Origin of the sequence: Chryseobacterium oleae (assembly GCF_900115055.1) — a bacterium.
Taxonomy (GTDB): Bacteria; Bacteroidota; Bacteroidia; order Flavobacteriales; family Weeksellaceae; genus Chryseobacterium; species Chryseobacterium oleae.
Window position 1 is genome coordinate 117,017 of the sequence record NZ_FOVD01000006.1, and the last position, 24,611, is coordinate 141,627.

21 protein-coding genes are annotated in these 24,611 nt (G+C 40.0%); 12 read left to right on the forward strand and 9 right to left on the reverse strand.

The genetic code is table 11. The features are described 5' to 3' along the window. The first annotated feature begins 127 nt into the window (after positions 1-127). From BM143_RS17700 to BM143_RS17725, 6 genes are all read left to right on the forward strand, one after another. Positions 128-820 (forward strand): response regulator transcription factor, encoded by a 693-nt coding sequence (locus BM143_RS17700; RefSeq protein WP_034724141.1) that lies wholly within the window; start codon positions 128-130, stop codon positions 818-820. Then, positions 817-2,172: a sensor histidine kinase gene (locus tag BM143_RS17705; RefSeq protein ID WP_090025984.1), complete on the forward strand. Its 1,356-nt coding sequence runs from the start codon at positions 817-819 to the stop codon at positions 2,170-2,172. The genes BM143_RS17700 and BM143_RS17705 overlap by 4 nt, the downstream gene beginning before the upstream one ends. An 81-nt stretch (positions 2,173-2,253) precedes the next feature. Beyond that, positions 2,254-3,645: a TolC family protein gene (locus tag BM143_RS17710; RefSeq protein ID WP_090025986.1), complete on the forward strand. Its 1,392-nt coding sequence runs from the start codon at positions 2,254-2,256 to the stop codon at positions 3,643-3,645. A 31-nt stretch (positions 3,646-3,676) separates the two neighbouring features. Beyond that, a complete protein-coding gene (locus BM143_RS17715; protein ID WP_090025988.1) occupies positions 3,677-6,946 on the forward strand; it encodes an efflux RND transporter permease subunit in 3,270 nt (1,089 codons plus the stop codon). Positions 6,947-6,976: 30 nt separating this feature from the next. Further along, complete coding sequence (locus BM143_RS17720) at positions 6,977-8,083, forward strand: efflux RND transporter periplasmic adaptor subunit (RefSeq protein ID WP_090025990.1); 1,107 nt, start codon at positions 6,977-6,979, stop codon at positions 8,081-8,083. Between the two features lie 294 nt (positions 8,084-8,377). Further along, the gene (locus BM143_RS17725) at positions 8,378-9,088 is read left to right on the forward strand and encodes a C40 family peptidase (protein WP_034724147.1); all 711 of its coding nucleotides are present in this window, start codon (positions 8,378-8,380) and stop codon (positions 9,086-9,088) included. 429 nt (positions 9,089-9,517) lie between these two features. On the opposite strand, the gene BM143_RS17730 is transcribed toward BM143_RS17725, so the two are convergent. From BM143_RS17730 to BM143_RS17755, 6 genes are all read right to left on the reverse strand, one after another. After that, positions 9,518-10,096: a pentapeptide repeat-containing protein gene (locus BM143_RS17730; protein WP_090025992.1), complete on the reverse strand. Its 579-nt coding sequence runs from the start codon at positions 10,094-10,096 to the stop codon at positions 9,518-9,520. Positions 10,097-10,176: 80 nt separating this feature from the next. Continuing rightward, positions 10,177-11,406: a rod shape-determining protein RodA gene (gene rodA, locus BM143_RS17735; protein WP_034724149.1), complete on the reverse strand. Its 1,230-nt coding sequence runs from the start codon at positions 11,404-11,406 to the stop codon at positions 10,177-10,179. After that, positions 11,403-13,409, reverse strand: a complete 2,007-nt coding sequence (locus BM143_RS17740) for a penicillin-binding transpeptidase domain-containing protein (RefSeq protein WP_090025994.1) — start codon at positions 13,407-13,409, stop codon at positions 11,403-11,405. Before BM143_RS17740 ends, rodA begins: the two co-directional genes overlap by 4 nt. Next, positions 13,406-13,912: a rod shape-determining protein MreD gene (mreD, locus tag BM143_RS17745; RefSeq protein WP_090025996.1), complete on the reverse strand. Its 507-nt coding sequence runs from the start codon at positions 13,910-13,912 to the stop codon at positions 13,406-13,408. Before mreD ends, BM143_RS17740 begins: the two co-directional genes overlap by 4 nt. Beyond that, entirely contained in the window at positions 13,905-14,759 is an 855-nt protein-coding gene (mreC, locus tag BM143_RS17750; RefSeq protein WP_034724154.1) for a rod shape-determining protein MreC, read from the reverse strand. Before mreC ends, mreD begins: the two co-directional genes overlap by 8 nt. 28 nt (positions 14,760-14,787) lie before the next feature. Beyond that, complete coding sequence (locus BM143_RS17755) at positions 14,788-15,813, reverse strand: rod shape-determining protein (RefSeq protein ID WP_034700899.1); 1,026 nt, start codon at positions 15,811-15,813, stop codon at positions 14,788-14,790. 399 nt (positions 15,814-16,212) lie between these two features. Between BM143_RS17755 and hemA the strand changes: the two genes are divergently transcribed. The 6 genes from hemA to hemE all read left to right on the forward strand — a co-directional run bounded on the left by hemA (position 16,213) and on the right by hemE (position 21,451). Beyond that, the gene (gene hemA / locus BM143_RS17760; protein ID WP_047450950.1) at positions 16,213-17,487 is read left to right on the forward strand and encodes a glutamyl-tRNA reductase; all 1,275 of its coding nucleotides are present in this window, start codon (positions 16,213-16,215) and stop codon (positions 17,485-17,487) included. Further along, a complete protein-coding gene (gene hemC, locus BM143_RS17765; protein ID WP_090025998.1) occupies positions 17,474-18,382 on the forward strand; it encodes a hydroxymethylbilane synthase in 909 nt (302 codons plus the stop codon). The genes hemA and hemC overlap by 14 nt, the downstream gene beginning before the upstream one ends. Positions 18,383-18,432: 50 nt before the next feature. Beyond that, complete coding sequence (locus BM143_RS17770; protein WP_090026000.1) at positions 18,433-19,014, forward strand: DUF1287 domain-containing protein; 582 nt, start codon at positions 18,433-18,435, stop codon at positions 19,012-19,014. Positions 19,015-19,024: 10 nt separating this feature from the next. After that, positions 19,025-19,681: a peptidoglycan recognition protein family protein gene (locus tag BM143_RS17775; RefSeq protein ID WP_090026002.1), complete on the forward strand. Its 657-nt coding sequence runs from the start codon at positions 19,025-19,027 to the stop codon at positions 19,679-19,681. Next, on the forward strand, positions 19,681-20,352 hold the full coding sequence (locus BM143_RS17780; protein ID WP_090026004.1) for a uroporphyrinogen-III synthase: 672 nt from the start codon (positions 19,681-19,683) through the stop codon (positions 20,350-20,352). The genes BM143_RS17775 and BM143_RS17780 overlap by 1 nt, the downstream gene beginning before the upstream one ends. Positions 20,353-20,419: 67 nt before the next feature. Beyond that, positions 20,420-21,451: a uroporphyrinogen decarboxylase gene (hemE, locus tag BM143_RS17785; protein WP_034724166.1), complete on the forward strand. Its 1,032-nt coding sequence runs from the start codon at positions 20,420-20,422 to the stop codon at positions 21,449-21,451. A gap of 186 nt (positions 21,452-21,637) precedes the next feature. Here hemE and BM143_RS17790 read toward each other — a convergent pair whose 3' ends face one another. The 3 genes from BM143_RS17790 to BM143_RS17800 form a co-directional block, all read right to left on the reverse strand. Next, entirely contained in the window at positions 21,638-22,270 is a 633-nt protein-coding gene (locus BM143_RS17790) for an NAD(P)H-dependent oxidoreductase (RefSeq protein ID WP_090026006.1), read from the reverse strand. A 161-nt stretch (positions 22,271-22,431) separates the two neighbouring features. Beyond that, on the reverse strand, positions 22,432-23,250 hold the full coding sequence (locus tag BM143_RS17795) for a T9SS-dependent choice-of-anchor J family protein (RefSeq protein ID WP_090026008.1): 819 nt from the start codon (positions 23,248-23,250) through the stop codon (positions 22,432-22,434). Between the two features lie 132 nt (positions 23,251-23,382). Next, entirely contained in the window at positions 23,383-24,603 is a 1,221-nt protein-coding gene (locus BM143_RS17800; RefSeq protein WP_090026011.1) for a cysteine desulfurase, read from the reverse strand. Positions 24,604-24,611: the final 8 nt, after the last annotated feature.

Sequence of the window (24,611 nt, forward strand, 5' to 3'; positions counted from 1 at the left end):
AAACCTTTTCCGGTGGCCATCTTCAGACATCCACCTCTCCTCCTTCATTCTTAAATATCAACCTCAGCATCAATATTTTAGTCAACTTCAAAATTGGTATAAGATTTAGTTTTAATTTTGTTGCGTTATGAAAATTCTGATCATTGAAGATAACAAAGATTTAGCCCAAAGCATGTCGTGCTATCTGGAGCGGGAGCACTATATCTGCGAATGCGTGTACCAGTATCACGAAGCACTGGAACGGCTGAGCTTTAACTCTTATGACTGTATACTCCTGGACATTATGCTTCCGGACGGTAACGGTCTGCAGCTGCTGAATCACCTCAAAAAGGAAAAGATCAACAGCGGCGTTCTGATTATTTCAGCTAAAGATGCCTTAGATGACAAGATCCACGGACTGGAAAAAGGAGCTGATGACTATATCACCAAACCTTTTCATCTTCCTGAACTCCATGCCAGATTGAGAGCCGTTTTCCGCAGAAAAAAAATGGATGGCTACAATGAAGTAAGGTTCAATGAGATTATTTTAAATACGGACACTTACGAAGTTTCTGTAGGGGAAGCGAGACTGGAAGTCACCCAGAAAGAATTTGAACTGCTCCTTTATTTTCTGGTCAACAAAAACCGGGTATTATCCAAACAATCCATCGCCAATCATCTTTGGGGCGATTATACCGATAATTTAGCTAATTTTGACTTTGTTTATCAGCACGTTAAAAACCTCAGAAAAAAGATAGGAACGGCAAAGGGCAACGACTATATCGAAACCATTTATGGCCTGGGATATAAGTTCAATGCATTAAAGTATAAGGGTTCATGAATTTATTAAATAAAATATCGCTCTGGTTCATTGCTATTGTCTTATTGGTTACGCCAGTGAGTATGTATATTTCCTACAACAGCACAAAAAAAAGACTGGATGATGTAGAAATTGAGCGATTAAAATCAGTAAATCAACATGTTACCTATCAGTTAAGAGTAGGCGAAGCGCCCGAAAAGAAAACACAGGGACTTCCCATTTCCGTCACCTTACTCAAAGGCAATACACTGCCTTCCAAAAACCCTGAGGTTATCCACACCTGCCTTAAAAACAATGGATTTTCACTGAATGAATGTAAAATCCGGATTAATACCTATATGGCGCTCGATCAGAAAGTATACAGAATTTCCTCTTATACTTATGTGACAGCAACAGAAGAAATCATCGGCGGCATGCTGAATGCACTCTTCTTTAAAATGATTCTGATCACAGCATTAGTCCTGATCACAGCAAGAATTCTATCTAAATTTATCCTCAAACCATTCCACCATGCGATAGACGGATTGCAACAGTTCAGCATTCAAAAGAAAGAACGTCTTCAACTGATTCCTACCAGCACCAAAGAATTCAAAAAACTGAATGAATTCCTTCAGAATATGACAGACAAGGCGCTTGAAGATTATGCCTCAGTCAAAGAGTTCAGTGAAAACGCATCACATGAAGTTCAGACGCCGCTGGCCGTTATTCAAAGCAAAATAGAGCTGCTTGCTGAAACCGACATCAACGGAACACAGGCTGCCCTTCTCAACGACATTCAGAATTCTATTGATAAACTGAGCCGAATCAACCGTTCACTCATGCTTTTAACCAAACTTAATAATCACGAATTTTCAACGCACCAAAAGGTTAAGTTCTGCACTGTTGAAAAGGAGACCCTCTTTACATACTCAGATCATCTGGCCTTGAAAAGCATTACCCTGAACCGCCAGTGCGAGAAAGGAGTATATGTAAAAATACATCCTGCGCTTACAGAAATCCTCCTCAGCAACCTTTTATCCAATGCAATCCGCCATAATCTTGAAGAAGGCAGGATAGAAGTCAATCTTACCCGTCATTTCTATCAGATCAGCAATACCGGCCAGGAACCTGATGTTCCTACACAAGAGCTTTTCAAACGTTTCAAAAAAAGCAATCAGTCACAGGACAGCATCGGACTCGGACTGTCCATTGTAAAACAGATTTGCGAGGTGAATGAATTCCCTGTCTATTATGATTTTTCAAAAGGATGGCATACCATTACCGTTTATTTTGACAAAGACCACCATCACCAGCCGTTTGTTCCGGAGCAGAATCCTGAAACCCTTGACTCTGCGTTCGAAAACGTAGAACAGATCATGAATTCTCCGGTTTAAAATTTATCCGTTTTTCATTCAAACTTCAAGATTGCTACAAATTGTATTTTTTACTTTGACCAAAGAAAAAATATATAACCGATGCTTTCAAGAGCTTTTATTGCAGCAGTATTTTCTGTAGTATTTTACAGTACCGCTCATGCGCAGGAAGTCCTTTCCCTGCAGTCCGCACTGGAAACTGCCGTCCACAATTACGGATCCATTAAAGCCAAAGAATCTTACAGACTTTCTTCTCAGGAATCTGTAGAATTGGCCAGGCGACAGAGTTTACCCAATCTTAATTTCAGTATTCAGCAGGATTTCGGAACCGTAAACGGACAGAATGGTCCATTGTACGGATTCGGTGGATATGGAACAGCGTCTTCCGGACTTCCTTTACCCGAACAAAACTGGAATGCCGCCTTTGGATCCCTGTATCTGGCGAATGCAAACTGGGAATTTTTCTCATTTGGAAAAGCCAAGCAGAGGATAAAAGTAGCAGAATCCAAAACACAGCGCGACACCAGAGACCTTTCCGATGAGGTTTTCCAGCATAAAGTAAAAGTAGCCGCAGCCTACATCAACGTACTCGCGGCTAAAGAACTAAAACTTTCGTACGAAAAAAATCTCAACAGAACAGATACCATCAGAAGAATCGTTGAGGTCAAAGAAAGAAACGGTCTCGTCCCCGGCGTTGACCTTTCTCTGGCAAAAGCTGATTACGCCAATGCGATGATCACTTATACCAAAGCAAAAGACAATGAGCAGGAACAGGAAAATAAACTGGCTCAGCTTATGGGAACTCCATCTCAGGAATTTGTTCTGGATAATACGTTACTTCAAAGAATTCCTACCGATTTACCTGTAGGGGCTGACATTTCACTTGAAAACCATCCGCTTCTCTCCCTTTACAAAAGCCGGATCGAAGTCAGTGAGCAGGAAAAGCAATTGCTCAAAACCCAGTATTATCCGTCTTTTTCAATGGTTGGTATCATTCAGACGCGGGCTTCAGGATTTGGCAACGGCTATGCGCAGAATCAAAATGATTTCACCACGTCTTACTGGGATGGAATTAATCCCACCCGAACCAACTATCTGATCGGTGTCGGAATCTCCTGGAATCTTACTCAGACCTTCAGGCTTTCAAAAGAAATCAGCGCTCAGGACTATACCAGCCAGGGACTGAAACACGAATACGATCTCGCCGAACAACAGCTTAAAGCTCAAATGGACCTGTCCGAAACCAAATGGAAAAACTCCCTGACCGTTTACGATCAGGTTCCGGTTCAGTTAAAATCCGCCAATGATGCTTACATCCAAAGATCTGTTCTGTACAAAAACGGGCTTACAGATCTGGTTGATTTATCCCAGGCCATTTACGCTTTGATCAGAGCAGAAACAGACCGGGATATTGCGGTAAGCAACGTCTGGAATGCCTTACTACTGAAAGCAGCTGCCTCCGGAGATTTCTCCGTGTTTGAAAGCAAACTGTAAAATACCTATAAACGATATCAATATTATATAAATGAACTTAATAAGATTTGCATTAAGAAAACCCATTACGATCCTGGTGATTGTAGCAGGACTTTTTTTCTTCGGACTGCGTTCTGTAGATTCTGTCAAGGTCGACATTTTCCCTAAACTGGAACTGCCTGTCATCTATGTTTCTCACCCTTTCAGCGGCTATACTCCCCAGCAGATGGAAGCCTTTTTTGCCAAGCAGTATATCAATATTTTCCTTTTCGTCAACGGAATTAAAAGCATTGAGACCAAAAACATTCAGGGCCTTACGCTGATGAAGATCAACTTTTATCCGGGAACCGATATGGCTCAAGCCGCCGCAGAGTTGAATTCATTCTCTACCAGAATTCAGGCTGCCTTTCCACCGGGATCCAACCCGCCGTTTATCATCCGTTTTGATGCTTCTACCCTTCCGGTAGGCCAGCTGGTTTTAAGCAGTGACAAAAGAACCAACAATGAACTTTTGGATTTAGCCAATGTATATGTGCGGTCTACATTCACTTCTATTCCGGGTATTGTTTCTTCACCGCCATTTGGAGGAAATATCCGTACGGTGGTGATTAATGCAAATCCGGATCTTCTCCGCCAGCATAATCTGACACCGGATCAATTGGTGGAAGCCCTTCGTCTCAATAACCAGACGGCTCCTTCAGGAAACGTTCGGATCGGGGATAAATACTACATTACTCCAACCAATACAATGATCAAGAATGTAAAAGATTTTGAGAACATTCCTTTATTCAAAGGTGGTGTACAGAATCTTTATTTAAGAGATGTGGCAACGGTGAGCGATGGTGCAGATGTCACTTCCGGCTATGCATTGGTAAACGGCCGCCGTTCCGTCTATTTAAGTATTGCTAAAAGCGCCGATGCCTCTACATGGGATGTTGTTCAAAATCTTAAAAAACAGCTTCCACAGATCCAGTCTAACCTTCCGGATGATGTAAAGGTAAGTTTTGAATTTGATCAATCTACGTATGTAATTAATTCCGTCAAAAGCTTACTTAGTGAAGGAACGATCGGCGCCCTTCTCACAGGATTAATGGTTATACTCTTTCTCGGAGATATCCGGGGAGCGATTATTGTGATCCTCACCATCCCGATTTCCATTATTTCAGCGGTCTTATTTCTCAACCTGTTTGGTCAGACCATTAATATTATGACGTTGAGCGGACTTGCCTTGGCGATCGGAATTCTCGTGGATGAAAGTACGGTAACCATAGAAAACATACATCAGCATTTTGATATGGGCAAACCAAAAGCCCTGGCCATATGGGATGCTTGTAAAGAAATAGCATTCCCAAAACTACTGATCCTGTTCTGTATTCTGGCCGTTTTTGCGCCGGCGTTTACGATGAGCGGTATTCCTGGATCTCTTTTCCTTCCATTAGCATTATCCATTGGATTCAGTATGATTATTTCCTATTTCCTTGCTCAGACCTTTGTTCCAGTTATGGCCAACTGGATCATGAAAGTGAAACATCACAAAGCAAAAGACGGACATACGATGACTGAAGCAGAAGAGTTTCAGGCCGCCGGTTTAAGCAATGAAAATGACACCTGGAGCCAGAAAGAAATTCTTCTGCAACAGGAAGACAGCAACCGGGATGGAAAAGTCAGTCTGTTTGAAAAAGTAAGATTCCGATACCTGAAATTCCTGGACAGGATTATGCCGTACCGGAAAACAGTTGTGCTGGGCTATATGATTTTAAGTATAGGATTGGTCGCTCTGCTTCTTAACAATATTGGCCGAGATGTTCTTCCCCAAGTCAATGGATCTCAATTCCAATTACGAATGAGAATTCCAGACGGGACCCGGATTGAAAAAACAGAACTGCAAGCCTTACAACTGCTAAAAGGGATAGAAGGTATTGTGGGAAAAGACAATATTTCCATTACCTCAGCGTATGTAGGAAACCACCCAAACCTATTTTCAGTAAGTCCCATTTATCTTTGGATGGCCGGATCTCATGAAACGGTAGTTCAGGTTGCGTTAAAAGAAGGCTTCCATACCAATATGGATGACCTTAAAGATAAGATCAGAGAAAAAGCAAAAAGCATTAACCCTGAAATGAAACTTTCATTCGAACCTATTGAACTGACGGAGAAAATCCTCAGCCAAGGCTCTCCTACTCCGATTGAAGTCAGACTTTCGGGTAGAGATAAAGGAGTTAATGAAGCTTACGCTAAGAAAATAGAAGCCGAGCTTAAAAAAATTCCATACCTGCGTGATGTACAGATCGGTCAGTCTATCAAATATCCTACCGTAGATATTACCATAGACAGGATCCGTGCCGCTCAGCTAGGAGTAGATGTTTCAGAAATTTCACGTTCACTTGTGGCTTCCACATCTTCTTCAAGGTATACCGAAAAAAATATATGGACTGATGAAAAGGCCGGATACAGCTATAACGTACAGGTTCAGATTCCGGAAAATAAGATGAACAGCAAAGCGGAAATCGCAGCTATTCCATTACAGAAAAACTCCAACAGACCGAATCTGGGAGATGTAGCCACCATCAAAGACGGCTTCACGTACGGAGAAACTGATAACCTGGGAGCAATGCCAATGCTTACTGTCACTGCAAACCTGAATCACACAGACCTTGGAACGGCTACAAAAGACGTACAGAAAGTAATTGATCATCTTGATGACTTGCCAAGAGGACTGAATATTAAACTTATCGGATTGAGTGAAACGCTTAACGAAACCCTGAGCAGTTTACAGAGCAGCCTTGTCATCGCAATTATGGTCATTTTTCTTATGCTGGCAGCCAATTTCCAGTCGTTTAAAGTGTCCGGTGTAGTTTTGGTAACTGTACCAGCCGTACTTTTAGGAGCATTGGCCTTGTTAATTGTAAGTGGTTCCACTCTTAATCTTCAGTCTTATATGGGAATCATCATGTCTGTGGGCGTTTCCATTTCCAATGCGGTCCTGTTGATTACAAATGCCGAGCAGCTTAGAAAACATAACGGTGATGCTTTACTGTCTGCCAGAGAAGCTGCTGCTTTAAGACTCAGACCTATTGTGATGACTGCCTTAGCCATGGTCGTAGGAATGGTGCCAATGGCTTTAGGGCTGGGAGAAGCCGGAGATCAGGTTTCTCCTCTGGGACGCGCCGTGATTGGCGGACTGGCAGCTTCCACCTTTGCAGCCCTGTTTATTCTTCCGCTTGCGTTTGCATGGGGACAGGGTAAAATAACGACTCAAAGTGTTTCCCTGGATCCTGAAGATGAAGAAAGTATTCATTTTATCCCTGAACTGACAAAATAGATTGATCAACCGTTATTAAACCTTAACATTATGAACTCATTTTCTAAATATTTAATTCCCGCAGTCCTGTTTTTAAGCCTCCAAAGCTGCGGGCACAGTGACAAACCCGAGCAAAAAAAGACGGCTGTTTCAGCAACTCCGGAAATTGAAGCCATTAATCCCAAACAGGGAGATTTTGCATCTTCCAGAACTATTCCCGGTGAGCTTCAGCCTTACCAGAAGGTTGACGTTTATGCTAAAATAAGCAGCTTTGTAAAGAAATTGTATGTAGATGTCGGCAATGAAGTAAAAGCCGGACAGCTTCTCGCGACTCTGGAAGCTCCGGAACTTAATGCCCAGCAAAGTGCTGCTGCCTCTGCTTTAAAATCTAAAGAAGCGATTTATATTGCCAGTAAAGCCAAGTACGACCGTTTAAAAGAAACCAGTAAGACTCCGGGAACGATTTCCGCCCTCGATCTGGAACAGGCTCTGGCGGCACAAAGATCAGACATCGCCCAGCTGGAATCAGCAAAAGCTTCTTACAGAGAGGTGATTGATGTTAAAAATTATCTACAGATCAGAGCCCCTTTCAGTGGGAATATTGCGGTGAGAAATGTAAGTGCAGGAGCTTATGTAGGCCCTTCAGGAAAAGGATCTGAACTTCCTATGTTCAATCTGGTACAACAAGACAGGCTGCGTCTTATCGTCAATGTTCCTGAATTTTATACCGGCAGCCTTAATAAAGAAGGGGACATCAAATTCTCTGTACAGTCTCTTCCGGGCGAAACGTTTACCGCAAAGATATCCAGATCGGCAGGTGCTCTTGACAGCCGTTTACGCTCACAGTCTGTAGAGATGGATGTGTACAATAAAGATAAAAGACTGCTTCCGGGAATGGTAGCTAATGTGATCCTTCCTTTAAGCGAAAATAATAAGACATTATCTGTTCCTACTTCTGCGGTTTTAAATTCCTCTTTAGGTGTCTTTGTGATCCGGGTTGAAAAAAATACAGCTCACTGGGTTCCGGTAACGTCAGGAATTTCAAATGGTGACACGACTACCATCATAGGTCCTGTCACTCCGGATGATATAATTGTTAAAAGTGCCTCAGAGGAGATCAGAGACGGGCAAAGCATCAAAATAAAGCTCTCAAAATAAGCTCTTATTGTTAAAGAATATTTGATCGCCTTTTCTCCCTAAATTTCACAAAACCTGCATATTTAAAGGAAAGTAGAATTATTTTGTTAAAGAATCATAATAAAAAAAACCGCAGACTCGCCAAAAACAGGCGGTTGCGGTTTGTTTTTCTTTAACATACTTAAATAATATGTTAAAATGTGTTAAATAAAGAACCTGACAATAATCATATCAGGGCTCTTTTGCTCGGAATCTCTACTTTTGTAATGCTTTGTGAAAATAAATATTCCTTTTAACACGGATAATCAAATATATATGAAGAAAAGAGTTTTGTTTTATTTAGTTGCTTTAGTGTCTACAGTATCAGTTCAATCTTGCGCTACAAATTATGTAGTTTCACAGCCAGCAACTTACGCTAAAGAATACAAAACAGATGCCAAACTAGCTTCTATCGATAACAAGAAAATGGAGCAGGATAAGCAAAGACTTATCGATTCTTTTCTAGCCGAAAAGGCCGCATCTATCGCCAACGCGAAAAAAGCCATTAAGAATTCTGAGATTGCAAAAGCAGTCAAATACAATAAAACGATCGATAATATCCTAACAGAAGCTGAAACATACCTTGGAACTCCATACAGATACGGAGGAATGACAAGAAGAGGTATTGATTGTTCAGCTTTCGTTCTTTCTGTATTCGGAGCAGCAGCGGGGCTTAGCTTACCAAGAGTAGCAGCTTCTCAGGCTCAGGAAGGGGAAAGTATTGAAAAAGGAGACCTTCAGAAAGGAGACTTAATCTTCTTTTCACACGGAAGAAGAATTTCTCACGTAGGTATCGTAGAAAGTGTAACTGAAGAAGGAGAAATCAAATTCATCCACGCAGCCACTTCTAAAGGGGTAATGATCTCATCGCTGAATGATTCTTACTGGGGACCCAAATTCAGGTTTGCAAAAAGAGTGATCAACGAGAACGGAGATGCTTATAACAACTTAGCTTCTTCTACTCCATCCACAGCGACAAGTTTTTAATTTTAAATAATTGATTTAAATAATGAAGCCATCAGATTTCTGATGGCTTTTTTATTTTTATGACTAACCCCGTCTTTTTGCGTTGCAAAAATCCACCCTTTCAGAAGGGGAATAGTGGTGGGCGGGAAGTGAATTTTCGAGCCTGTAAGAAGGGTTGCTTAATTTTTCAGATGAGGGTCTGTATGAATTATAGGCTTTGGCTAAAGCCTTTATTGTAATCCTCTACATATGACGACGGGTTAAAACCCGTCGCTATTGAATAATTTGAGCATAGGTTTCAAAACATGTGAATTAATGAAATACTATTCTTCTTCTAAACGAACTGCATTAATACAGAAGGCGGGCTAAAGCCCACCTCCATTGAGTTTTTAATGAAATAACCGGAAGAGATTTTCCGACCTCAACCATCTAACTTCTAATCTCTAGCTTCTACTCCCTATCGATTTCAATATCCAGTTTATAAAGAAGCCCGTGTACTTCGGAAAGTGAAAACTTAGCCTTTTTAAGCCTGTTTACGGCAGGATCTATGGAATAATTGAAGGAGGTTCTGAAATCTGCTTTTTCAAGGTTTGTACGGTCGAAAATAGCACCGGACAGGTCACAGTTTTTGAATACTGAATGAGACAGATCACATTCAGCAAAATCGGTTTCTATTAATTTGGAATTTCTGAATAGGGTCTTTTTAACCGAAGTATTATAAAATACCGCATTGTTGAGAGCGCATCCATCAAAAGTAAATGAAAGTCCAAAGCCGTTGCACTCACTGAACTGGAGCCCTAACATTTTACATTCTTTAAAAGTAACGGTACGGAACGCTGTTTTAACCAGTTTTGCCATACTCAGATTGCAACCGATAAACTCACAGTCTGTGAAACTGAAATCTGAAAGATCCGCGTATTCAAAGCTGCAATTTCTGAAGATACAGTTTTCATATTCGCCTGTTTGTAGGCGTTGATCGGAAAAGATTATATTTTGGAAATCCTGATCGGAGATATATGCCTGTTTCATTCTGGTATTAATTCATAAGTAGTGCTTATTAATCTTTCCAACTAATTGATACAGATTTAAGAAAGGGTAAAGCTTATACTTTACACCAAGCTGTTCTTATCCGAATAATTAAGTTTAAAGAAAATAAAAGTCATCATAGAAAAAGCAAGCAGCGAGCTTCCTCCGTAGCTGAAATAAGGGAGCGGAATACCCACAGTCGGGAAAAGCCCCATAACCATCCCTAAATTGATAGTAAAGTGCATCATCAGGATGGAAGCAAAACAATATCCAAATACCCGGTTAAAGGCTGACTTCTGCTGTTCCGCAAGATAGTAAATCCGTCCGATGTATACCATATAACACAAGACCAGAACGGCACTTCCTACAAAGCCCCATTCCTCGCCTACTGTACAGAAAATATAATCGGTTTCCTGTTCCGGAACGAATTTCCCCTGGGTTACAGATCCTTCACGGTATCCCTTTCCTAAAAGTCCACCGGATCCGATGGCAGTTTTTGAATATAATAAGTTGTACCCGGAGGTATCTCTAAATGCTTTTTCTCCTTTATAAAGAACCTCAATTCTTTCTCTCTGGTGTTTTGGTAGTTTTTCTAAAATGTATGGCGATCCGAAAGCAAGTCCGCACAGTAATATAATTGATCCTGCAATCCCTGAAATAGAGATCACGTCCCAGGACATTCTATGGTAATTCATAGCGATCAGCACTCCGGCAATGATAACCACAGCCAATGCCACATACAAAGGAGGGACAGCAAGAGAAATCAAAAAGACTCCTGCAAATATAAATCCTACCCCAAACAGAAGACCGTTCAGTCCTTCTCGGTATAAAGCGATAAAAAATGCAATAAATACAAGCATGGAACCCACATCGGGAATCATCAGAACCACCGCTGCGGGAATACCGATAATGGCTAAAACAGTCCAGAGCGATTTTTTAACCTTTAGATTAAAATCAGGCCCGGAAACGTAGTTCGCCAGCATAAGTGCCGTTCCTATTTTTGCAAATTCAACAGGCTGCATGGTAAAGCTTCCGAATTTGTACCAGTTTTTCTGGCCCAGGATTTCTTTACCGAACGGGAAAAGTCCTATCAAAAGTAAGACTCCTCCGATATAAATAATACCTGACATATTCTCGAAGAACTTGCTTCTTCCCACGAATATAATTAAACCAACAAACAATGAGATACAGAAGAATACCAACTGTTTTTCTCCTAATTTCTGGTCAACACTGTAAATATTAGCTATGGCAAAAATGCAAAGCAGGAAATACAGCCCCAGTCCTAGTTTATCTATTCCTTCTGCCCACTTCATTGCTTTACTTTTTTAGCGTTGTTCTTTGTTTCTTCGTCTATTTTTTTCTGCAGTTTTATTTTCTGCTCCTTGATAAAATTCAGACTGTCCAGTTTTCTTTTCACCTTAACAGAGTCTTCTTTAGGATCTTTGTACAGGCCTTTACGTTTCAGATCTGCCACCCATTGTCTTTTGTACTCAGGCATGAAGGTAGCACCGGTCATCTTCTTGTACAGGTTTTCTCTTTTCAGGTCTCCCGTAATATATTTTTCAGCGATCACCGTACAGGCTGGACCTGCCCATGTCGCACCAAATCCGGCATGTTCCATTACTGCTGCTACCACAATTCTTGGTTTATCCGCAGGAGCAATTAAAACGAAAATTGAGTTATCTTTTCCCTGAGGCACCTGTGCTGTACCTGTTTTGGCAAGCTGGGTGAAGTCGTTGGATTTCAAACTTCTTGCGGTACCTCTCAATACTACGGCTTCCATACCTTTCAGTACAGGCTCGAAGTGTTTTGGGTCTACAAGGGTCTGATGTTTTGTTTTAAATCTTTTATCCGGATTAGGTTTTCCGTCAATAGATTTAACGATATGAGGGGTGTAGAACCAGCCTTTATTGGCAATGGCAGCTACATAGTTGGCTAACTGAAGAGGTGTCACCAAGACATCTCCCTGCCCCATTCCATTGAAAATAGAACCATTCATCGTATAATCACCTGTCCAGTCTTTTTTACCGCTTCTCTTTTCGTAAAACTTCCCGGTAGGAATTCTTCCCGGTGAACCAACGGCAATATCATTATTCAGATATTCTCCTACCCCAAAGCTACTCATGATCTTTTTCCACTCATCCACTCCTCTGGAAGGATCTTTCGGATATTTATTCATGATGGCAATAAAGGCATGCGAGAAATAACAGTTACTGGACACCTGAATAGACGGAATCAAAGGATCTGCGCCTCCGTGTCCTTTAATTCTCAAACCTCTGTAGAAAAATCCGCCACCACATGGAAAAACGGTATTTTCATCCATTACACCCATCTGCATTCCTGCCAAAGCAGTCAGCAATTTGAAGGTAGATCCCGGAGGATAAGCCGCCTGAACAGATCGGTCAAACGTAGGTTTATTTTCGTATAATGTATCTTTCGATAATGCGTAAAGATTTTTTGATTTGTAAGGACCTGTGAATAAATTAGGATCAATGTCCGGGCCGGTTGCCATAGTCAGAATTTCTCCGTTATTAGGATCAATGGCTACAATAGCTCCGTGTTTTCCCACCAGCATTTCTTCTGCCATTCTCTGAAGATCATAATCAATGGTCAGCGTGATATCTTTTCCGGTAATAACGTCTTTATCTAGGGTTCCGTTTTTGTAAGAACCAATATTCCGAAGTTTAATATCTTTCTGGATATACTTCATCCCTTTTACACCGCGAAGTTCTTTTTCGTAAGATTTCTCAACACCGGTTTTTCCGATAAAATCTCCCGGAAGATAGTAAACTGAGTCTTTCTTGATTTCTCTTTCATTCACTTCACTGGTGTATCCCAAAAGGTTTCCGGAAGTTCCCACTTCATACTGACGCTGAGGTCTGGACACAATACTGAATGCAGGATATTTGAAAATAATTTCCTGTACTCTGGCAATATCTTCTCTGCTGAGGTCCTTCAGAAAGGTCATCGGGGTCAGCTTGGAATAGTATTTTTCTTTTTTAATGATGTCAATTCTTTTGATAAAATCGGGTTTGCTGATCTGCATCAGATTACAGAATCCTAATGTATCAAAATCAGGCTTCATGAGCGCCTGTGTAAAAGATATTTCGTAAGCAGGCTGGTTTCCTACCAGGATCTTTCCGTTTCTGTCGAAAACGACACCCCTTTGTGGAATGACGTACTCAATTTTAATGGAGGTATTAGCCGCATTTAAGGCATAACGGTCTGTAAACATCTGCAAATACGCAAGCCTCGCCACAAAAATAAGGGCGATTACGACTAAGGCAGAAAAGATTTTTAAATAACGTGTGTTCAAACTTTTTGTTTGATTTTAAATATTAATGCGTAAACAACGATAAATATAAAGGAAATTATACTTGTGATCACTACATTAAGTAATATTTCAAAAAAACGGCTAAATTTAAAAAATTCTATATACTGCACTAAAAGCTGATGCAGGAAGATACTCGAGAACAGAAACAGCAAAAACTGCGCCCACTGGAGGGACTGAAAAGAGAAAAAGTCTGTGGAAGTATCTGTGGAAGTTCTGAAGATCAACGTTCTAAAATACGCAATCAACGTGGTTGCAAATGCATTGATTCCCCATGAATAGAGAAATGCATCTACAGAAAGTCCTATTAAAAAGCTTAAAGCTAAAAACTGATATTTATTTCTGAAGAAGGGATAAAACATGACGAAAACCGGATAAAGAACCGGTGTATACTTTCCGAAAAGAGTGATCCTGTTGAGTACAAAAATCTGTAATGCAACCAGGAAGATCATGATCAATATATCGGTAAATAAAGTCCTGCTAATCATTTTCTTTTTTTATTACGGTCTGCAATGTATCCTGAATTCTCTGTACTTCGGCTTTCTTAAGATTTTTCACAACGAATACTTTACTCAAAGCACCCATTTTTTCACTCAGCTCCACTGAGATATCCCAGAAACCGGTTTTATTATCTACAGAATATCCTGCGATGGTTCCGATCATGACGCCTTTAGGGAAAATAGCAGATTTACCGTCTGTAACAACAGTATCTCCCACTTTTAAGGCTACATATTTAGGAATATCGGCAAGGTGCATTACTCTGGAATTATCACCATTCCACGTTAAAGTTCCAAAATATCCGGAATTTTTCAACGATGCGTTGATTCTGATTTTATTGACACTAAGAACAGACTGCACCAAAGCATAGCTGTCTGTAGAATTGATAACGATCCCCGCGATTCCTTTGGGAGCCATAACGCCCATCTGAGGAAAAACACCGTCTCTGCGGCCACGGTTGATCGTAAAATAGTTATTTCTTCTGTTGATACTGTTAAACACGATTTCACCGTCTACAAAAGTATAGATCTGTCCACCGCCTAAAGTATCATGTACTTTTTTGAATACAGGATTCTTGGCTCCCTCTTTTCCATAAAGCTGGAGCATCAGAGATTTATTCTGAGCCACAAGATCTTCATTGATCTGTTTCAGTTTCAGATATGAAACCCCTTCATCTATATACCCCGAAATCCATGAATTCAGCGCAGCCGACTGGCCAGCTACCCATGATTTCTGCATGGCGTTTTTAGAGAATATAAGAACCAGAGCAACAATCTGCAGGAATATAAAGAAGACAAAAAGAGCGTTCTTCGAAAATAGTCTCAGCAAAAATCCCATTCAGATGTATTGTCGTAAAAAGTTAAAATTATTTAATTAAGAAATTGAATTTATCCATATTCTTAAGGGCAATACCGGTTCCGCGAACAACAGCTCTCAACGGATCTTCTGCTACAAATACAGGAAGACCGGTCTTTTTATGCAATCTGTCGGCAAGACCTCTTAATAAAGCACCTCCTCCAGCAAGATAGATACCTGTTTTATAAATATCAGCAGCCAGTTCCGGTGGCGTAAGAGAAAGCGTTTCCATTACCGCATCTTCAATTCTGATGATGGATTTGTCTAATGCACGCGCAATTTCTTTGTAGCCAACCATGATTTCTTTCGGCTTCCCTGTAATAAGGTCTCTACCCTGTACCGGGATATCTTCAATGTCTACATCAAGATCTTCCACTGCAGAACCTACTTCAATTTTGATTCTTTCAGCCGTTCTCTCTCCGATGTAAAGGTTATGGTGAGTTCTTAAGTAATAAGCGATATCGTTGGTAAATACGTCCCCTGCAATTTTCACAGATTTATCACATACAATACCTCCTAAAGCTACCACTGCAATTTCCGTAGTACCACCACCTATGTCGATGATCATATTTCCTTCAGGTTTCTGTACGTCTATACCCACCCCTATTGCAGCAGCCATTGGTTCGTAAATCAGTCTTACTTCTTTCGCGTTTACTTTCTGAGCAGAATCTCTTACCGCTCTTTTTTCAACTTCAGTAATGCCAGAAGGGATACAGATCACGATTCTCAGTGCCGGCTGTATGAATCTACCTTTAATTCCAGGAATTTTTTTGATAAATTCTTTGATCATGTGTTCAGAAGCGTGGAAATCTGCAATCACCCCATCTTTCAAAGGACGGATGGTCTTGATATCCTCGTGAGTTTTACCCTGCATATGCTTGGCCTGCTCGCCGACCGCAATGGGCCTACCCGTAGAACGTTCAATTGCAACAATTGACGGCTGATCTATAACAATTTTATTATTATGGATGATAAGGGTATTGGCAGTACCAAGGTCTATCGCAATTTCTTGCGTAAACATATCGAATAAACTCATATTTTTCTTCTGATTTTAAGTTTACAAAGATATAAATTTAACACTACTAAAGAAATTTAACCTGCATATAATTTGGTTAAAATTTTATTAAAATTTATAATCTTATATTAACTTTTGCTTTAATCATTTACGGAGTCTGATTTAAACTAAAATTAATGGCAATGGGGCTTGAAGACGTAAGATACAAATCTTTGAGCCAAATACAAAGAAATCTCTCTCTTAAAAAACGATAAAATGCTGATTATAAATTATTTTCTCATCAACCGTATGATCACCCAACTTCCAACTTCCTTCTTTCGGCGTCTATCTCACTCCTTCCTCACCATAGTTTTTCACGATAATTATCATATACATTATCAGAGGTTGATTAATTAAAAAAACCGTAAATTTGCCGTGCTTATGTTACAGTATTCCAACATCCATCAAACATCGAATTTTGCTGTACTTTCCATCAGCTACGAGAAGGCTGATGTAGAAACGAGAGGGAAATTTGCATTCTTTGATGACAACATCAAGAACTTTGTCACCCGGATCCATAACGTGGATTTAGGGGATGCATTTGTGGTTTCCACATGTAACAGAACCGAGATCTATACCACTTCACCGAATTATCTTCTGGTTGCAGAGGAATATTGCAAAACCATCGGGGTACATCTTACGGATTTCCTTCAGTTTGCGAATATCCTGACCAAAGAAGAAGCGCTGATCCATCTGTTCAGAGTAGCAGCAGGACTGGAAAGCCAGATTATCGGGGATTTCGAGATCATCGGACAGATCAAAAAAGCATACAGCCGTTTCAAAAAAGAAAGACAGAATTCAAATCCTTATCTGGAAAGAGCAATCAACGCAGCAATCCAGATTTCGAAAAGAATTAAAAACGAAACCGGAATTTCAAACGGGGCCGCTTCTGTATCTTACGCTGCCGTACATTACATCTTAAACAGCCAGAAAAAAATAACGGAGAAAAACATTCTTCTTTTGGGTGTAGGTGAAATCGGGCAGAATACGGTTGAAAATCTGGTGAAGCACGTTTACCAGCCTAAAATTAAAATCGCAAACAGAACTCAGGAGAAAGCTGAAAAAATTTCCGAGAAATATAATATTCCTCATGTTGATTATTCTGATTTTGACAAGGAAATAAAAAATACAGACATCCTGATTGTTGCCACCGGAGCAAAACATCCCATCATCAACAAGTCTCACTTTCCAAACGGAAAAGAAACACTAGTTATTGACCTTTCCATTCCGCATAACGTTGAAAAGAATGTTACCGAGAACGAAAACGTAACACTGATCGACGTGGATGAACTTTCAAAACAGATCCAGGAAACGATTCAGCAGCGGGAAAAAGAGATCCCAAAAGCTGAAAAAATCATCAAAGAACTGATGAAAGAGTTTCTGGAATGGGAAAAAAAGAGAAAGCTGGCACCCAATATTCACCATTTCAAAGCAGTCCTGAAGAATATGGAACGCAATGAAATGCATAATTTTTACAGAAAAAATAAATACATAAACATCACGGACATGGAGCTTTCTGACAAAATGATCCAGAAAATCACCAACCGTTTTGCAAAATTTATCATCGACAATCCTTTAAAAGCCGAAGAAATTAGTAAATTAATGCACGAAATATTAGTTGAACAACCAAACAACGAATTCAATGAAAAGCATTAGAATCGGAACAAGAAATTCCGCACTTGCACTTTGGCAGGCAAGAGAGGTTGCGAGGCACCTTCAAAACCGTAATTATTTAACGGAAATCGTTCCTATCGTATCTTCGGGCGATAAGAACTTAAATCAACCGCTTTATTCTTTAGGGATCACCGGGGTTTTCACAAGAGACCTTGATGTGGCTTTATTGAATGATGAGATTGATATCGCCGTACATTCTTTAAAAGACGTCCCTACACAGCTTCCTCAAAACATTAAGATCATTGCTTATCTGGAAAGAGATTTCCCGCAGGACGTACTGATCAGAAAAGAATCTTCGAGAAATAAAGAATTCCACGAACTGAAACTGGCAACCAGCAGTCTGAGAAGAAGAGCATTCTGGCTGAAGAATTATCCTCACGCTGAATTTTCTGACATCCGTGGAAATATCCAGACTCGTCTTCAGAAACTGGAGGACGGAGATTTTGATGCTACGATTTTATCTCTGGCAGGAATTAAAAGAATGAAAATGGACATCGATTATGAGATGCTTCCATTAATGATCCCGGCAGCTTCCCAGGGAGTAATCGCCGTGGCCGGACATTCTGACAAACCGGAGATCAACGAAATCCTGAGCCAGATCAACCATAAGAAAACCCAGATCTGTGTAGAGATCGAAAGAAATTTCCTGAGCACACTGGAAGGCGGATGTACCGCTCCAATCGGTGCTTATGCGGAGATCATCGAAAACCAGGTTCGTTTCAAAGCGGCTTTATGTTCTCTTGATGGTAAAAACTGCATCGCTACCGACGAAAACTTCGAGTACAACGAAACGGAGAATTTTGGAGAAAAATTCGCTAAGATCGTTCTTGAAAACGGAGGAAAAGAGCTGATGACAGAAATCAAGAATTCTTACTAAACGTTTTCAAACAGCCTTTCTATTTTTACATTTCTATTAAGTGCGGAACTATGAAAAAGTATCTGTTTTTATTAGCATTCATCTATTTTATGTGTACTGTAAGTGCACAGAATAAATTTGCACTTCAGCTATCCGATTCCGCTTTGGGATTGGTTGATAAAACAGTTACCTATGACCCCACTTACTTTGTCCTTAAATACCCTAATGGAGATGTCCCGGCAGATAAAGGCGTCTGCACTGATGTCGTGATAAGAGCTTACAGAAAAATGGGGATCGATCTCCAAAAAGAAGTTCATGAAGATATGGCGAAAAATTTCTCAAAATATCCGAAAATCTGGGGTTTGAAAAAACCTGATACGAATATTGACCACCGCAGGGTTCCAAACCTTGCTGTGTTCTTTTCTAAATTCGGGAAAGCAAAATCTATTGAGACCAATCCTGCATTGTATGTTCCGGGAGATATTGTTACGTGGCTTCTGCCTGGAAATTTAACACACATCGGAATTGTTGTCAATAAAAAATCTGCTGATGGAAAAAGGTTTCTGATCGTACATAATATAGGAGGCGGACAGGTGGTGGAAGATGTCCTTTTTAAATACACCATTACAGGACATTATCAATACCAGAAATAAATAACTTTTTATGAAAAACCTTATTTATGCTTTTTTTGTATTGATCGCATGCTATACGAAAGCGCAGACCGGAGAATTTAGAATCATTAACAAACATATTGATTATTCTCCTGAAAGAGTAAAACTAAGCCTTGAGTATCTTAAAAGTCATTATAACATCACTCAGAATTCACCGGTCATTTCACCTAAAATCATTGTTCTTCACTATACTGCAGGCGGAACTGTAGAAACGAATTATAAATATTTCAACAAGACCCATCTGGAGTCTGCCAGAAATGTTTTAAAGAAACAAAGCACACTGAATGTTTCTTCCCAGTTTATTGTAGACAGAGACGGTACGATTTATCAGCTTATGGAGCCTAATATGTTTGCAAGACATACCATCGGACTTAATTACTGCGCCATCGGTATTGAAAACATAGGAAGCAAAAAACAGCCACTGACAGAAAAGCAGGCTTTAGCGAACGCACAATTAATTAAGTACTTAACTAAAAAATACAATATAGAATATCTGATAGGTCATTCAGAATATGGTATCTTTAGAGGATCGAAACTCTGGAAGGAAACCGACCCGAATTATTTCACAGCAAAAGAAGATCCGGGTAAGGATTTTATGAAGAAAGTACGATTGCTTGTTGATGATTTACATTTAAAAGATAAACCCTAATGAACATTCTATTCACCAAAACCATAGATGCCGCATTGTTATCCAAAGAATTAGGATCGGATATTTCGGCTGAATGTATTGAGGTGATCAGAACAGAACCTATAAGAATTTCCGTATTCGATTTAAAGAACTACTCATTGATTTTCACCAGTGTGAATGGAGTGAGGTCCTTCTTCACCAATCAGTTTAGACCTAACGAAGATTTTACCGCAAAAAATTATAACAAAATATATTGTGTCGGTGAAAAAACGAAACGTGAACTCAGAAAATACGGTTTCGGGACCTTCAAGGTTTTGAAAAATGCAGAAACCCTTTCAAGGTTTATCATCGGAAACTGCCAGCACGAACAGTTCCTTCACTTCTGTGGCAATCTGGCCATCGATGTTCTGGATAAGGATCTTCCGCTGCAGAATATCCGCTACAAAAAGATCACGGTTTACAACACTGAAGAACTCTATCCTTTGGTACCTGAAAAATATCATGCTACAGTTTTTTTTAGTCCAAGCGGAGTTCGTAGTTTTGCAAAACTCAACTCTTTAGAAGAAATGAAGATTTTTTCCATTGGTGAAACCACGTCCAATGAACTGCGAAAGCACACCACAGCGGAAATATTCACTTCAGAAGAAAATAATCTGGCTTCGATCTTTGAGCTGATAAAAAAAGAACTTTGAAGCAGCTGCTAGTTTGGCTGGTAAAAATAATAAGTGCCGGAAACGGACATATTAGTTTAAATAAATTATGATTAAAAACGACTTATATTTAAAAGCACTCCGCGGAGAAACGGTAGAAAGACCACCGGTGTGGATGATGAGACAGGCCGGAAGATATCTGCCGGAATTCATTGCTCTTCGGGATAAATATGACTTCTTTACAAGATGTCAGACGCCTGAACTGGCTTCTGAGATTACTGTACAGCCTATCCGTAGGTTTCCTTTGGATGCAGCCATCCTGTTTTCTGACATTTTAGTGGTTCCTCAAGCCATGGGAATTGATTTTAAAATGAAAGAAAATGTAGGCCCTTGGCTGGACAATCCGATCAGAACAATGGAACAGGTTCAGAATGTGATTGTTCCTGATGTGGATGATACTTTAGGATACGTTTTTGATGCTATTGAGCTTACCTTAATTAAATTGGACAACGAAATTCCGTTAATCGGTTTTGCAGGTTCTCCATGGACGATCCTATGTTACTGTATTGAAGGAAAAGGAAGCAAAGCTTTTGATATCGCAAAATCATTCTGTTTCCAGCAGCCTGAAGCGGCTCATTTACTGCTTCAGAAGATCACGGACACTACGATCGCTTATTTAAAAAGAAAAGTGGAAAAAGGAGTTTCTGCAGTACAGGTTTTTGATTCATGGGGTGGAATGCTGTCTCCTACGGATTATCAGGAATTCTCATGGCAGTATATCAACCAGATCGTTGAAGCTTTGAGCCCTCTTACCCATGTTGTGGTATTCGGGAAAGGATGCTGGTTTGCGCTGGAAGATATGACGATGTCTAAGGCATCTGCTTTGGGTGTGGACTGGACCATTACACCTGAATTCGCAAGAACATTAACGAATCATACCATGACGCTTCAGGGGAATTTTGATCCTGCAAGACTACATTCTACACCGGAAACCATCAAGAAGATGGTGACTGAAATGATCAACCGTTTCGGAAAAGACAGATATATCGCGAATCTTGGCCATGGAATCTTACCGAATATTCCTGTGGAAAATGCGGAGGCGTTCATCAGAGCGGTTGTGGACTGGAAACCGAACAACTAGTTTTCTGACCACAAAAGGAGCAAAAGTTTTTATTGCTTCATTACAACAGACAAATAGAACTTCAAACCTCATAGGTTTTTGAAACCTATGAGGTTTAGACAGACATATGATTAAGTAATTAGTCAAAAAAACAAAATCCCTTTCAATTGTTTTGAAAGGGATTTTTTATAAGAAAAAACTGAGTCATTAATTCACTTCAGTAATAAAATCTTCTTTAGATTTTCTCACCTTCGTAAGATTCACCAACCAGTCTGATTCAGAGTTTCTGTAACCGATAGGCAGAAGCAAGACGCTCTTTAAGCCTTTTTCTTTTAAGTTTAAAACTTCATCTACCGCTTCAGGAGAAAAACCTTCCATTGGGGTAGAATCCACTTCTTCAAACGCTGCTGCGATGATGGCTGCACCGAATGAAATATAAGCCTGTTTTGCGGCATGCGTAAAGTTTTCTTCAGCAGATCTCTGAGGGTAGGTTCCCAACAGCATCTGTCTGTAGTTTTCCCAGCCTTCGTTTTCAAAACCTCTGATTTTGTTGGTCAGATCAAACATTGCATTGATTCTTTCCTCCGTGTAATTATCCCATGCTGCAAACACCAAAAGATGTGAACAGTCTGTGATCTGCGGCTGATTCCATGCATGAGGCTTGATCTGCTCCTTTACCTCCTGGTTCGTGATTACAATGATCTCAAAAGGCTGAAGACCGCTGGATGTAGGTGCCAGTCTTGCAGCTTCTAATATTTTATCCACTTTTTCCTGTGGCACTTTCTGACCGTTCATTGCTTTGGTCGCAAATCTCCAGTTCAATTTTTCTATTAATTCCATTACGTTAAATTTAGACCAGACAAAATTACTTCAAGAAGCAAGACGCAGGTACACAAAAATTGCTATTTGCGCAATTGGCAGAATCTATAGAATTAAGAAAGGAAGCTGGGAGAGGGAGGCTGGAAGTTACTAGTGAACACTAATAAAATTTACAGCAGGGGTTATTCTTTTCTGATCTTTTTACTGATGATTTCCTTTTTGTTATTGATCTGAATGAGATAGTTTCCTTTCGGCAGATCAGAGAGATCGTATTTTTCATACTTTCCAGTGAAGCTTTTGACTTTTCTGCCGGACATATCAAGTACGGTGACTTCAGCATCAGATTTCATTAGATCCGATGGAATATACAAATCATCTTTTACGGGATTTGGATAGACCTGCATTGTATCTGCCAGAGAAACTTCGGAAGTTCCCAACACTCCTGCTGTAATGGCAATATCATCCACGACCACTCCAAATGAATAATCTCCTAGATCATCGTATACAAATCTCATCTGAAAGTTGGCATTGGCATAAGGAGTCAGGTTGATACTGGTTGCTACATTGTACCCTGTAATAATGTATGTCAGGGTATTTAAGTCAATCGTCCAGGTTCCGGCTTCTCCCGAAGCTGTAAATACCTGTATCCATGAAGTACCATTAAAAACTTCAACCTTTAACGTCGTATTAAGGGTATAAATCTTATTGGCATATTTAAATGATAGTCTGGGGTTTGAAACGCCGGAAAGATTAATAACAGGAGATACCAATCTCGCATTGCTGTTGACTCCGCTCGGCCCAGCATCATCGTCATCAAAAAAAGCGGCCCCATTGGGAAATGCAGCAAAACCGCTTGTTGTCCCTACACTCCAATTGTATGTCGTATCCGGGTTATTTGTCGTCCATCCCGGAGGCAATCCCGCTCCGTTAAAGTTCTCAGAAAATACCTGTGCATGATAAAATCCACAGGCGATCAGAAAAAAGAGTATTTGTTTTTTCATGATATAACAATTATTAGTTTCGGTAAAATTACTAATTAATAGTCATCACAAAATAAACATTTAACATAATATTTACTATCAAGCACTATATTAAATTAAAAAAAGCAGTTGATTAACTGCTTTTTATGTTTTTTATCCCAACATTTTCTGGGCTTTTTTGACGCCTTCCACAAGCTTATCAATTTCATCAAACGTATTATAAACGGCAAAACTTGCTCTTACGGTTCCGGCTATATTAAAGAAATCCATGATCGGCTGTGTACAGTGATGTCCGGTTCTTACAGCAATACCCATTTTATCGAGGATCATTCCTACATCGGAAGAAATACCGGTTCCTTCTAAATTAAAGGAAACAACGCCTACTCTTTTGGCTTTTTCACCATAGATCTTTATGTTTTCCAGTTCTAAAAGTTGTCTCTGAGCATATTCAAGCAAAGCATTTTCATGGTTCTGAATATTCTGTCTTCCGATTTTCTCAATAAAATCTACGGCAGCGCCCAGTGCAATATTTCCTCCTACATTTGGGGTTCCGGCTTCGTATTTAAAAGGAAGTCCTGCGTAAGTAGTTCCATCGAAAGAACAGGTTGCAATCATCTCTCCTCCTCCATGGAAAGGCGGAAGTTCTTCAAGAAGCTCCTGTTTTCCGTAAAGAATACCGGTTCCCATTGGTGCATACATTTTATGACCTGAAAACACAAAGAAATCACAATCCATCTTCTGTACATCGATCTCAAAGTGAGGAGCAGACTGCGCTCCATCGATCACAACATAAGCATCAGAATTTTTTCTTGTTTTCGCGATGATTTCTTCAATAGGATTTACAATTCCCAAAGCATTGGAAACCTGGTTTACAGCAACCACTTTGGTTTTCTCGCTTAAAAACTCATCCAGATAGTTTAGTTGAAGGATACCGTTTTCATCAATTGGAATCACTCTCAGTTTTGCTCCGGTTCTTTCACAAAGCAGCTGCCATGGAACGATGTTAGAGTGGTGTTCAAGATAAGAGATAATGATCTCGTCGTCTTTTTTAAGCTTCTGTGTTAAAATATAGGCGATGAGGTTCAGACCTTCTGTAGTTCCTTTTGTAAAAATAACTTCAAAATCATGCTTAGCATTGATGAACTTCTGAATCTTTCTTCTGGAAAGCTCCATTTCTTCAGTAGCCAGCTGACTTAATGTATGGATTCCTCTGTGAACATTGGCATTAAGCTGCGTATAATATTCATTCCATATCTTCAAAACAGAATCCGGCTTCTGAGATGTTGCTGCATTATCTAAGTAAACCAAAGGCTTACCATTCACTTCGCGGTTTAATATCGTAAACTGACTTCTTATTTCCTGAATGTCAAACATTTATTAAA

What these genes read in the sequence shown, in the direction of transcription:
- BM143_RS17700 (WP_034724141.1), top strand. Translation starts at nt 128, where the DNA reads ATGAAAATTCTGATCATTGAAGATAACAAAGATTTAGCCCAAAGCATG.
- BM143_RS17705 (WP_090025984.1), top strand. Translation starts at nt 817, where the DNA reads ATGAATTTATTAAATAAAATATCGCTCTGGTTCATTGCTATTGTCTTA.
- BM143_RS17710 (WP_090025986.1), top strand. Translation starts at nt 2,254, where the DNA reads ATGCTTTCAAGAGCTTTTATTGCAGCAGTATTTTCTGTAGTATTTTAC.
- BM143_RS17715 (WP_090025988.1), top strand. Translation starts at nt 3,677, where the DNA reads ATGAACTTAATAAGATTTGCATTAAGAAAACCCATTACGATCCTGGTG.
- BM143_RS17720 (WP_090025990.1), top strand. Translation starts at nt 6,977, where the DNA reads ATGAACTCATTTTCTAAATATTTAATTCCCGCAGTCCTGTTTTTAAGC.
- BM143_RS17725 (WP_034724147.1), top strand. Translation starts at nt 8,378, where the DNA reads ATGAAGAAAAGAGTTTTGTTTTATTTAGTTGCTTTAGTGTCTACAGTA.
- BM143_RS17730 (WP_090025992.1), bottom strand. Translation starts at nt 10,096, where the DNA reads ATGAAACAGGCATATATCTCCGATCAGGATTTCCAAAATATAATCTTT.
- rodA (WP_034724149.1), bottom strand. Translation starts at nt 11,406, where the DNA reads ATGAAGTGGGCAGAAGGAATAGATAAACTAGGACTGGGGCTGTATTTC.
- mreD (WP_090025996.1), bottom strand. Translation starts at nt 13,912, where the DNA reads ATGATTAGCAGGACTTTATTTACCGATATATTGATCATGATCTTCCTG.
- mreC (WP_034724154.1), bottom strand. Translation starts at nt 14,759, where the DNA reads ATGGGATTTTTGCTGAGACTATTTTCGAAGAACGCTCTTTTTGTCTTC.
- BM143_RS17755 (WP_034700899.1), bottom strand. Translation starts at nt 15,813, where the DNA reads ATGAGTTTATTCGATATGTTTACGCAAGAAATTGCGATAGACCTTGGT.
- hemA (WP_047450950.1), top strand. Translation starts at nt 16,213, where the DNA reads ATGTTACAGTATTCCAACATCCATCAAACATCGAATTTTGCTGTACTT.
- hemC (WP_090025998.1), top strand. Translation starts at nt 17,474, where the DNA reads ATGAAAAGCATTAGAATCGGAACAAGAAATTCCGCACTTGCACTTTGG.
- BM143_RS17770 (WP_090026000.1), top strand. Translation starts at nt 18,433, where the DNA reads ATGAAAAAGTATCTGTTTTTATTAGCATTCATCTATTTTATGTGTACT.
- BM143_RS17775 (WP_090026002.1), top strand. Translation starts at nt 19,025, where the DNA reads ATGAAAAACCTTATTTATGCTTTTTTTGTATTGATCGCATGCTATACG.
- BM143_RS17780 (WP_090026004.1), top strand. Translation starts at nt 19,681, where the DNA reads ATGAACATTCTATTCACCAAAACCATAGATGCCGCATTGTTATCCAAA.
- hemE (WP_034724166.1), top strand. Translation starts at nt 20,420, where the DNA reads ATGATTAAAAACGACTTATATTTAAAAGCACTCCGCGGAGAAACGGTA.
- BM143_RS17790 (WP_090026006.1), bottom strand. Translation starts at nt 22,270, where the DNA reads ATGGAATTAATAGAAAAATTGAACTGGAGATTTGCGACCAAAGCAATG.
- BM143_RS17795 (WP_090026008.1), bottom strand. Translation starts at nt 23,250, where the DNA reads ATGAAAAAACAAATACTCTTTTTTCTGATCGCCTGTGGATTTTATCAT.
- BM143_RS17800 (WP_090026011.1), bottom strand. Translation starts at nt 24,603, where the DNA reads ATGTTTGACATTCAGGAAATAAGAAGTCAGTTTACGATATTAAACCGC.